The sequence below is a fragment of the Suilimivivens sp. genome (assembly GCF_037359455.1).
Lineage (GTDB): Bacteria > Bacillota > Clostridia > Lachnospirales > Lachnospiraceae > Suilimivivens > Suilimivivens aceti.
The window spans coordinates 16532-27550 of the sequence record NZ_JAXXXI010000038.1 but is presented as its reverse complement, the minus strand read 5'-3'; the positions used below and the strand labels follow the sequence as shown (position 1 = coordinate 27550).

The following is an 11019-nucleotide window of genomic DNA, read 5'->3' as shown; positions in this document are numbered from 1 at the left end:
GAATACCTCCAAATACCGTTTTTTCGTTCTCTGCGACTTCCCGATAAACGGGAAGCTAATTGATACTATCATAAAATCTTTGCAACACGATTGCCAACTCTTCCGGAGCTTCTATGTTTGCTTCATGACCTGTTTTAATAAGTTCATGGAAGTTGGAATTGTTCAAATAATGACAAAGTTCTTTTGAAGTTTTTTTGTTTGCATTGTCCTTCTCTCCACAAACGATTAATACCGGACAAAACACCTTATGAAGTGAGTCACTGAAATCTAATTCAGCCATCGTACCACATAGGTTAATAAGACAATTTCTTCGTTCTCCTTGTCGCATTCTGATGAGAATGCTGAATATAATTCCTTATATGTAGCAGCTTTCCCTTCTAACATCTCTGATAAACTCAAACTGCAACTGCTTTTCGATACTTTCGTTTCTTTTATTACTCTATTCCAACTGTCTGGTTTTTGCCCTAGTCCATGCAAATATAAATACTTCATTTATTATCGCCCTTCAAATTTATATTTCACGCTTTCTATCACTTTATATGCCTGTATCTGAAATATCAAGTTACAAACTTTATTGGGAATAGGCACCTGTGCCGCAAGGGGAGAATCCCCTTGTATGAAATCTCTGATTTCGCTGTATTTTCCATTTTGAGATTTTTTTAAACTGAGAATGGCACCGCAGGTCGCACGATACAGACAAATGTAATTGCCTGTATAGAAGTGCGCTCTTAGCTTTGCTAAGAGATTTATGCCGTATCCGCCGTGTTATCTTTTTTCGACTTCTGACGCATTCTGCCAGTTTTAATAATTGACATGTCTGCTCCTGTTACTCATCATCTGTAAACTCCATCATCTCATCAACGGTGCAGACCAGTTTCTTGCAAATCTTCTCAATCGTCTCCATTGATACATACTGGTTTTTTCCCATTCGGGCAAGAATGTTTCCACTGATCCCGGTGAGGTACTGCATCTCTATCCGCTTCATATTTTTATCTATGAGCATTTTCCACAATCTGTTATAACTTACGCCCATAAGCTACCTCCATATTTCTCATTCAAATATATTTTGATTATATCATGATTCGCACCTTCGGTGCTTACCGTTGCTTCGCAACTATCATGATCCAATTCGCCGTTCGCCAATCATGCAAGCATGTTGGCTCTCTTGCGCTCATTATATCACGTTTTCGTTAGGTTAAATACCTGTAATTTTTGAGTGGCTTCGAGCATAGCGCATATCTTCCGATAAATCTTTCGTGACGGTCTGCGATTGCCTCCTTCGAGCTTATAGTAATAACCGGGTGCAATCTCTATTTGCTCTGCAAAAGCCTTCTGCGACAGCCCCAGAGCCGTTCTAACGCTCTTTAGCACTTCGGTATAGGGTACGGCAAGGAAACGGAAGAAATCATCATAGAGCAAGGACGCTTCAATTTCCAAAATATCTGCCAGTTTGACAGCTACATCATAAGGGATAGACTGCTTTCCGTTTTCATACATCGTAACAGTCGCTGGTACAATATCCAGCTTTTCTGCTATATGCCTTGTTGTCATCTGTTTTCGCTGACGGTAGTACCTTAGATTATCGCCCTGCAAATTAGTCTTTGGCTTTTCTTCAAAAGGTATTGTTAAATGGAGTAACAGCTCGCCCTGGTGAAATTCACACAGCGATGTGTGATTGAAAACACCATTGCAAATACTATGTGGTACTTGCATTCCCATTTTGTATGCGCCAAACTATTATTGTCCATTTGGGGCCTCCTGTGTTTTTTATTTGTGGTTTGCAAACCCTCATTTATTTTAACACAGGAGTTTTCTTTTATCTAAAGATTTCCCTCCCCTGCATAGCAGGGGGTATTTTCACTGTGACACAACTAACTAACGATAAGCACCGCTATATAGAGAAACCTGTACTGCGGTGCTTATCTGTATACAAATATATCGCGAATTCTAATACCTTTAACAAATTATTACTGCTGCTTTACAAAATCTCGCGAACTTTTTCTGACAATGCTTCTGCCAACTGTGCATGACCTTCCCCGGTTAAATGCATAAAATCAATTTGATTAGGCGCCGCTGTAAGGACACAGTTTGCGTCCAGATAATGGCAGTCTGTAAGTTCAGCAATTTCTTTGTATTCGGCAGCTAAACGGCGAGATTTCTCATCACATCCAACTCCCATCGTATCGCCCACCTCCGTCTGAATATATTCCGGTGCAATGTTTTGCGGTACTACAACCAAAATATTGGGAACACCGTCTTTCCATGCATCCAATGTAGCTTTTGCCTTTAAAATCAAACGTTTTAATCCCAGGCCGATACAGGCGGCAGAAGAACCGAACCTTTCTTTTGTATCATTCGTTCCCAACATAATAATCAATAAATCTACTGGTTCATGACTCATAAGACAAGGATAGATATAATCCAATCCAGAAAGACCTTCATGGATCGGATCGGAAAAACAGGTAGTTCGGCCAGAAAGACCTTCTTCCAGAATCAGGTAATCGGCCCCCAGTTTTTTTTGCAAAAGCTGAGTCCAACGATGACTTTCATCAAAACGACCTCCTGTTTCTGCACAATAACCATGCGTGTTGGAATCTCCAAAACATAAAATATGATTTCTCATAAATTTTATCACTCCTTTATTTCTGTTATCAGCTATGAGCAAAGCTCCACACACCTATTATTTATGCGACTTTGCGAGGCATGGCAAGCCTCGTTATCACTACTAACTTCATAGTAACAACCAACTCCTAATGGTACAATTAAATTGACAAAATTAATCACACTTGAAAAGAGCTGATTGCTATCTATCGTCAAAAAATTTTACAGGATATCCACCTGTTCACATCACAACCGGTTGCCAGATTCCTGTTTCAAAAATACCGGTCAAGAACGAATGTTTGTAGGAAATCAAAACTCTATCACTAACTTAAATACATTCGCACATATCAGTTTGTTGGCAGTTGCAATTGCAGCAATCACTACATTTTCCAAGCAGTCTTACCGTAAACTAAAAAACAATCAAACGGACTGCATGATTTTCAATATGTGTTTTGCTCATCTCTATCTGTTATCAAAATCATATCATTTTTAATTCCAAAAATCAATCATGAAAGAAATTTCTTTCATTGATTTTTCCTTGAAAAAAATTTTGGCCATGTTATAGTGAAAATAACGAAACTGACATTCCCTGTTCCCAACGAAACCATATCATCATTAAAAGGAGGCTACTTCATATGACGCAAAAAAATCAGGCAATCTTCGAACAAATCAAGGGCGGACTGATCGTATCCTGTCAGGCTCTTCCGGATGAACCTCTTCATGGTTCTTATATTATGTCCAGAATGGCATATGCGGCTATGTTAGGCGGTGCAGTAGGAATACGCGCCAATACCATACCTGATATTACAGAAATCAAAAAAACTGTAGATCTTCCTATCATCGGTATTATAAAAGAAGTGTACGAAAATTCTAACGTCTATATTACGCCCACAATGAAAGAAATTGATGCTCTGGTTGAATGCGGCGTAGAAATCATCGCCTCTGATGCCACCGATTCTGAAAAGCGTCCCAGACCTGATGGAAAATGCCTTGATGAATTTTTTAAGGAAGTTCGTGAAAAATATCCGGACCAGCTTTTTATGGCAGACTGCTCCAACTATGAGGAAGCGATTCATGCGGCTGAGATCGGCTTTGATTTTATTGGAACTACTATGAATGGATACACAGAATACACCAAAGGTGTAACTTTGCCTAATATTGATTTAATGACCCGACTGGTAAAGGAATGCGAGAAGCCAGTGATCGCAGAGGGTGGAATCTGGCTTCCGGATCAGTTGCGGGCAGCTTTAGACGCAGGCGTTCATTCAGCGGTTATCGGAGGTGCAATCACAAGACCGTTAGAAATCACCAGACGCTTTGTAGCTGCCATCAAATAAAGAAAAACGAGGATTTCAAACCTATGAAAATTGCAGCTTTGGATATTGGCGGTACTTCCATCAAATCCGGGATCTGGAACGGTCATAATATGGAAGAAACCGGAGAGATTGCCACAAACGCCAAAAACGGCGGACCGTATGTCATTCAGCGAGCTATAGAAATTCTTCGTTCCTATTCCGGATTCGAAGCCATCGGTATCAGCACAGCGGGACAGGTCGATTCCCAAAAAGGAATAATCCGATATGCCAACGAAAATATTCCCAACTATACCGGAATGCCAATACGGCAAATTCTGGAAGAAACCTTCGGAGTTCCCATTGCCGTAGAAAATGACGTCAATGCGGCTGCTATGGGAGAAGCTCACTTTGGCGCAGGAAAAAATCATCCGGATTTTCTGTGTCTGACCTATGGAACCGGTGTAGGTGGAGCCATTGTCATCAATAAAAAGATATATAGCGGAAGCATGTTTTCCGCAGGCGAATTTGGTGCCATTACAGTCCATCCAGAAGACATCCGGGATCATGATCCGTTCAGCGGCTGTTATGAACAATATGCTTCCGCTACCGCACTTGTAAAAAAAGCGAAAGCATATGACGAAAGACTGGAAAATGGCCGGATTATTTTTTCACGCTTAACCGAAGAATCCGTAAAAAAAATCGTCGATGACTGGATCGATGAGATTGTTTATGGTCTTACGACCGTTATTCATATTTTCAACCCCTCTTGCATCGTTCTCGGAGGCGGTGTCATGGCTCAGCCTTACATTTTACAACAAGTACAGCAAAAAACAAGTAAGCGAACCATGAGCAGTTTTCATAATGTCGAACTGAAAACCGCTGAGCTTGGGAATCACGCAGGTATGCTTGGAGCAGCATGGTTAGCATTACAGAAAGGTTCACTTCACGCCAGGTGATTTACTCATAAAAATTAAAACAGAATATACTCGATTTACCAAAGCAGAAAAAAGTAGCCAATTATATTTTTCAAAACCATGGAATTAAAAGGGTATCAGGAATTTAATTTCTTAGAATCGAACCCAAGGTTTATTGTATGCAGGATTCTCATATGCAGGCCATAGTAGCTTCCACGATGTCGGAGAATGAAGTAGCCATTCTTTTTTCTTATTCCGGAGCGACCAAGGATACTATTCACGTGGCAGAAACCGTAAAAAAGCCGGAGCAAAAATCATCTGTATTACTCGCTTTATCAAGTCTCCTCTAACCTCCTATGCAGACCTTACGCTCCTGTGCGGTGCCAATGAAGGCTCACTTCAGGGAGGTTCTACCTCCTCTGAAATGAGCCAGCTCTTTTTGGTAGATCTCATGTATACAGAGTATTATCGAAGATACTATGATTTCTGCAGCAAAAACAATGAAAAAACCTGTGGATCAGTCGTTGAAAAAATATGGTGACTTGTTTCCATCCCTGCCAGCTATAACCTATTCGATCCAGTAATGAGGCTGTTTTTTTCTGTCATTCAATGCCTGTATGGTATTATTATACATAAATTTCTTTTCCTCATCTTCATCTACATAGTAATAATAAAGAATATCCATCATAGCAAGCAAAGGAAGCTGCGGCGAAACAATATTTCCTCCATACATATACTTAATAGAAGGAATCAAGACCACCTCAGTGCAAAATTCTTTGAAAATTTCTTTATCATTGGCCGTAAACAGAATTGTTTTTGCCCCTCTGGCATATGCCCCTTCTAACAAATAGAGAATCTCTTCGCTTTCTCCGCTTAAACTCATGCCAATGACCAGCTTATTTTTATCCTGAAAGACCGTACACATCCTGATTCGATCTGCTTCCTGCAGAGAATTAATATTTACTCCAATACGCATAAACCGCTCTTCCATCTCACTGGCCGCCAACCCGGAGCTTCCTTTTCCACAGATCCAAACCTGTTCCGCCCCATTGATATATTCCACAATCCGCATCATCTGCGCCTCATCCACCAGACTATACGCCTTATTGATAATCTCCTGATAAATATTGAGTACCTTCCGCACATTGCTCGTTGTGACCTCTGTAAATCTGGACTCTGCAATACTTTCTTTATAGGAATATACAAATTCGCGATACCCCTGAAATCCGCATTTCTTTGCAAATCTTGACAAGGCTGCCATGGATACAAATAATTGCTCCGACACACTTTTTGCAGACAAATCCACAGCTTCCCGATTCGTAAGAAAAAAATCGGCAATGCTCTTTTCTACTTGTGTAAAAGACTCATATTTCACTTCAATGATCGGAACAATGGATTTTACATATTGATCCATTCTTAATCAATACCTCCTGCTTCTATCAAAAAATGCTGTCCTTTATTTCTCCAGCAAAAATTTTAAGTATTCATTTTCAAAAAAATTATTTAGTTCATGCCCATGCTTGGGATATACAAGATGCCGTTTTTCACATGCCAAAGCATGAAATACAGCAAACTGAGCGGACGGTGGAGATACAAAGTCCCTTAAACCGGTACTCATAAGTACCTTTGCTTTTACCATAGAAGCAAAATTTTTCACATCCATCAGGGCAAGCTTCTCAAAGATTTCTTTTTCGCGTTTATGTTCCGGATCATGCCATCGAAAAAAATACGTTAGCCCTTCATATCCGTTGGTATCAAAATCCATTTCCCATACTCTTTTATAATCGCAAAGCATAGGATAATGTGCAATACATTTCTCTATCTCCGGATACAATGCGGCACAGGCAATAGCCTGACCTCCACCTTGCCCTTCACCATACACATAAAGTGAACCGTCATCCATGCCGGATAATCGTTTTGCCACCTCAATCCACAAAAAAGAATCCTCTATTAAATGATACAGATACATGTTTTCAGGGATATCCGAAAGCCCCTGAAATAATAGGCTACCGGCAGTAGGTCCCACTCCGCTTTGTCCAGACTCACTCATGCCACCCTGGCCTCTCGCATCCGGCGCCAACACCCCAAACCCTAACGCTCCGTAACGACTCAAATGAAACCAGCCTCTGGAAGCGCCCGGATAATCATGAAATGCAATCACCATTGGAACCTGTGTCTTTTTCTTTGGTCGAATGTATTTTGCACGAAGCCATACCTGATCTGTTGCCTGTATAGTAATCCGAAAATAACTCAATTTTGGATTTTCATACTCCACAGCTTCTTCTTCGATTCGTAAAGAAAATGCGCTCACCTTTTGCTTGCTCTTCTCCCAAAAGAATTCAAAATGCTCCGGCATCGGATCCCTACCCAAATACTGCCGTAACTGCTCCAAGGATACATCTACTCCTGGCACACAACCGCCTCCTCTCCGAAAAATGCAATCAGTTTATCGTCAAAAGCTGCTATTTCCTCATGTCCGAATTCTGGAAATATCAGATGTTGCTTCGGCGCTCTGATTTTAGAAAAAACGGCAAACTGTGAGGATGGCGGACAAATTTCGTCCATCAACCCAGTTCCAAACAAAACCGGACAGGTAATTCGTTCCACAAAATTCTGTACATCAATATATCCCAGTTTTGTAAAAAACTCCGTCAAATGCTTTCCTTCCGGATCAAACCATCTGGTATAATAATTGAGTCCATTATACACAATTACATCCCGATCCATATCCCAGGCTCTCCGATAATCACTTAAAAACGGATATAATGCGGCGCAGCGCCGGATATAAGATGAATTCAAAGCTGTACACACAAGTCCCAACCCAGCTCCCTGGCTGGCTCCGTTCACATAAATTCTCTCACAATCCAGTTCAGGAAGATTCATTGCCAATCTGACCATCAGGCAGGTGTCCATAAACACTTCGACATAATACATCTTTTCCGCATCTCCATCCACGCCCTGAATAATATGATCAGAAGCTGTAGTTCCCGCTCTGCCCCCTAAATCTTCACTTGAACCGCCTTGACCCGGACAATCCATGGCTAAAACCGCCATTCCCATTCCTACAAACGACGCCTGCTCAAACCATCCTCTGGAAGCGCCCGGATATCCGTGAAACTGCAAAACAACCGGTACTTTCTCCATGGATTTTGGTCTTATATATTTCGCATGAAGTTTTTCGCCATTTACACCCTCAAGCCAGACATCAAAAAATTCTGTCTCCGAGGTTTGAGGAAGGTCTGACGGTATTATTTCATAACTAAACGGAACCGACCAGGCCTTTTTCGTCATCTTATCCCAAAAATTCCAGAAATCGTCTGGAACTGGCGTGCTACCTGTATAACGTTTCAGTTCCTCAAGAGGCATATCCTTTCTCGGCAATGTAATCAAACCTCCTCTATCCGCACCTTAAAAATTGCCTTTTTTATTTTCTGAGATTCTTTTGCAATGACTCCTGTTCGATGTCCATCCTCCGGAAAACAAACCAGAAAATCGCCTTCATGCAGCGTAACCTGCGCAGCTGCCTCACCGGTCAGCGGAAGGAAATCATCCTGTGGGACGTACTCTTTCTGCTCCATTGTCCGAATAAAGCCAATATCTATTTGTTCGTTTCCTCTCAGCATCAAATGAATATCCAAATATTTCCTGTGTGCTTCCCAAAAACGTTCTTCCCTCTGCACCGTCGTATACTCCGCAATGTTTACATAAAATCGTTCTCCCTCAATGGGATAAGACCCCGGGTTCAATGCTTCTAAATCATGCGTTTCTGCATAAGCAAAACATTCCCTGATACGTTCTTCTAAAAAACCATAAGTAGTTTGTTGATGAATATTTCCAAATACCATATCTGCTCTTCCTCACTCTTCATTATTCGTATTGCTATCATCTTTCGGCAACCATTTCATGGCATTCTTATAAAAAATACATTCTTTCTCTTCTTCAGAAAGTTCTGCAAATTCCATTCTTTGCTTCATCATCGGTATATGATGAAGAGGCGTATCTGTCCCAAACAGCAATTTTTCAGCTGTCACATTCCTTACTGCCCACTCGATCAATCCGTTCAGTATACTTCTTGCGCTGGAAACATCCGTATAGATATTCCCATAGCTTGCCTGTTTGATGGCCCGAATCTGATGTCCAATATCTCCATCCGACCCACATCCCAAATGAGCGACAATCACTGAAACCGTTGGATACATATCTGCAAAAGGGACAAATTGTTCCGGCATACTGAGCGTTTCTCCGCTATGGGACAATAACAAAGTATGGTTCTCGTTACAAAAAGCAAACACTTCTTTTCCATAGGCTTCGATGGAGTAACCATGGGCATCCGGATGAATTTTCACGCCCACACATTTTCGATTCTTTAAGATTTTCTCTGCCTGATGAAAACTTGCAGGCATCAACGGATTTACAATAACCCACTGGTAAATCCAATCCTGTTCCTCTGCCAACTCTTCCATATAACGATTTGCATCCAAAAGCGCATCTGTGTTGTCCGGAAAAATTCCTTCCATCGGAGAAATACAGGCTGCTGTAATTCCCTGTTGTACATAGTTTTTCTTTAATGATTCCAGAGATATTCGATACATCTCTTTTTCCAGATTACTTTGAGGAAACCTCTCCGGATTCCCAAAATGCCCATGGATATCGATTGCTTTGTGCATAACCGCTCCTCTCCATGTTCCAAAAGCAGGGGAGCATCGCAAAATCATTAAAGCACTACCTGCATGATTTTCAACACTCCCCGCCTTATTTAAAGCTTATATTTACGATTGTTTCCTATTTGTTATAAATGACAGAACCTGCACGTCCCTCATCAATTACCACATTTCCTTTTTCAACATAAGCATCCAATGCTTCCTTGGCCGTTTTCTGTCCGGTCAATGCTGCCTGAAGTTCTGGGAACAATACATTTCTCAGTTCATTATAACCAGGCATATTATTTGAGAAATTGTAGATATACTGCGCATTTTTGTCATATGCCGGAAGCAGGGGCAGTTCGTCCTTTACCTGTTCTGCTACGCTGGCACGTACCGGCATCGTATTTTTAGAAGCCAGAACCAATTCCGGATCGGTACATACATACTTAATGAAATCTTTCGAAGCAGCAATTCTGGTCTCATCATTGGTATTCATGGCCATGAAACCAGACACATAAGTAAAGGAATTGGGATGTGGATCGCCCGGGATATTAGCCAGTCTTGCATCAAAGCTTTCAATGGCACCGGATCCCATATCACTCTTCAGATTCGTATAAAGCGTACTGTTGGTAAAACTTACCGCTATCTGCTTATTCTGGAACATTGCGTTACAGTCGTTTGAAGTCAGAGATTCTGCACCCGGAACCGTCAGACCATTCTTATACAGATCAAGAATGTACTCCAGAGCCTTTACACCTGCCTCATCATTCACACACAGATGACCGTTTTCATCAAAGAACGGGCTGCCAAACATTCTCAAATAACTCAGATTCCAAGTGTCTGCCTGATTGTTCATTGCAAACAGAGACATGGGATATACGCCTTCTAAATTATCTCTCAATCCGGTCAGAATTTCCTTAAACTCGTCTGGAGTCCAGGTTACAATATCATATTCTCCGCCAATCCATTTCTCAAGTCCTGCCTCTTTGAACATATCGGCATTATAAACCAGAGTACCCGGCATGTGCGCAAATGGGAATACAAAGGTCTCGCCCTCCACCTGACAGTTCTCCCAAATTCCTGCTGCAATATCTTTTCTGTCATCTTCGCTTATGATATCATCAATCGCCACAATATTCCCCTTATGATAGAACGAAGACATTGTGAATGCGCCTTCGTACACAAGATCCGGAAGAGTATTGGTCTCGGCTGCCACATTCAGCTTCTCATCACGGGTATCACCGGCAATTACCTCTACATTCACCGTCACATTGGGATGCATAGCATTATAGCGCTTTGCAGCTTCCTTAAAGAAACTGTCATAATCAGCTCCCGGCTCATCGCCGCTGAAAACGCCCTTCCAACTGGGGGTCAGCCAAAGAGTCAAAGAAACCGGTGCTTCTTCATCCCCCTTAGCTGCCTCAGTGTCCGCCGCAGTAGCCGCCTGTGTTCCCGAATCTGCAGCTGTTGTCGAGGTTTCTGTCTTTCCTCCAGAACCGCAGGCAGTCAAAGACAATACCATCACCGATGTCAATACCGTCGCAAGCAATTTCTTTTTCTTCATAA

At 41.6% G+C, this 11019-nt stretch carries 12 protein-coding genes and 1 pseudogene; 3 read left to right on the top strand and 10 right to left on the bottom strand.

The annotated features are described in order from the left end of the window. Window positions 1-55 precede the first annotated feature (55 nt). The 4 genes from WJQ40_RS07505 to WJQ40_RS07490 all read right to left on the bottom strand — a co-directional run bounded on the left by WJQ40_RS07505 (window position 56) and on the right by WJQ40_RS07490 (window position 2623). Window positions 56-280: an alpha/beta hydrolase gene (locus WJQ40_RS07505; RefSeq protein ID WP_337538999.1), complete on the bottom strand. Its 225-nt coding sequence runs from the start codon at window positions 278-280 to the stop codon at window positions 56-58. Between the two features lie 546 nt (window positions 281-826). Next, entirely contained in the window at window positions 827-1033 is a 207-nt protein-coding gene (locus tag WJQ40_RS07500) for a helix-turn-helix transcriptional regulator (RefSeq protein WP_262575409.1), read from the bottom strand. Between the two features lie 146 nt (window positions 1034-1179). Beyond that, window positions 1180-1719, bottom strand: a complete 540-nt coding sequence (locus WJQ40_RS07495) for a helix-turn-helix transcriptional regulator (protein WP_262575410.1) — start codon at window positions 1717-1719, stop codon at window positions 1180-1182. 259 nt (window positions 1720-1978) lie between these two features. Next, window positions 1979-2623, bottom strand: coding sequence for an SGNH/GDSL hydrolase family protein (locus tag WJQ40_RS07490; protein WP_337538995.1), 645 nt, complete (start codon window positions 2621-2623; stop codon window positions 1979-1981). 613 nt (window positions 2624-3236) lie between these two features. On the opposite strand from WJQ40_RS07490, the gene WJQ40_RS07485 reads away from it, so the two are divergent. The 3 genes and pseudogenes from WJQ40_RS07485 to WJQ40_RS07475 form a co-directional block, all read left to right on the top strand. Next, window positions 3237-3938 carry an N-acetylmannosamine-6-phosphate 2-epimerase gene (locus WJQ40_RS07485; protein WP_262575414.1) on the top strand — a complete coding sequence of 234 codons (702 nt, stop codon included), beginning with the start codon at window positions 3237-3239 and terminating at the stop codon, window positions 3936-3938. Between the two features lie 23 nt (window positions 3939-3961). Continuing rightward, window positions 3962-4852, top strand: a complete 891-nt coding sequence (locus WJQ40_RS07480) for an ROK family protein (RefSeq protein WP_337538993.1) — start codon at window positions 3962-3964, stop codon at window positions 4850-4852. A gap of 107 nt (window positions 4853-4959) precedes the next feature. Further along, window positions 4960-5351 (top strand): annotated as a pseudogene (locus WJQ40_RS07475) (SIS domain-containing protein); the annotation flags it as partial. Between the two features lie 27 nt (window positions 5352-5378). Here the strand turns inward: WJQ40_RS07475 and WJQ40_RS07470 are convergent. The 6 genes from WJQ40_RS07470 to WJQ40_RS07445 form a co-directional block, all read right to left on the bottom strand. Beyond that, on the bottom strand, window positions 5379-6224 hold the full coding sequence (locus tag WJQ40_RS07470; RefSeq protein WP_262575416.1) for a MurR/RpiR family transcriptional regulator: 846 nt from the start codon (window positions 6222-6224) through the stop codon (window positions 5379-5381). 42 nt (window positions 6225-6266) lie between these two features. Further along, window positions 6267-7223 (bottom strand): acetylxylan esterase, encoded by a 957-nt coding sequence (locus tag WJQ40_RS07465; protein ID WP_262575417.1) that lies wholly within the window; start codon window positions 7221-7223, stop codon window positions 6267-6269. Next, window positions 7211-8176 carry an alpha/beta fold hydrolase gene (locus WJQ40_RS07460; RefSeq protein WP_337538991.1) on the bottom strand — a complete coding sequence of 322 codons (966 nt, stop codon included), beginning with the start codon at window positions 8174-8176 and terminating at the stop codon, window positions 7211-7213. The genes WJQ40_RS07465 and WJQ40_RS07460 overlap by 13 nt, the downstream gene beginning before the upstream one ends. 20 nt (window positions 8177-8196) lie before the next feature. Next, window positions 8197-8655: a YhcH/YjgK/YiaL family protein gene (locus tag WJQ40_RS07455; RefSeq protein WP_262575420.1), complete on the bottom strand. Its 459-nt coding sequence runs from the start codon at window positions 8653-8655 to the stop codon at window positions 8197-8199. A 12-nt stretch (window positions 8656-8667) separates the two neighbouring features. Beyond that, window positions 8668-9477 (bottom strand): amidohydrolase family protein, encoded by an 810-nt coding sequence (locus WJQ40_RS07450; RefSeq protein WP_262575422.1) that lies wholly within the window; start codon window positions 9475-9477, stop codon window positions 8668-8670. 115 nt (window positions 9478-9592) lie between these two features. Next, complete coding sequence (locus WJQ40_RS07445) at window positions 9593-11017, bottom strand: extracellular solute-binding protein (protein WP_262575423.1); 1425 nt, start codon at window positions 11015-11017, stop codon at window positions 9593-9595. Window positions 11018-11019: the final 2 nt, after the last annotated feature.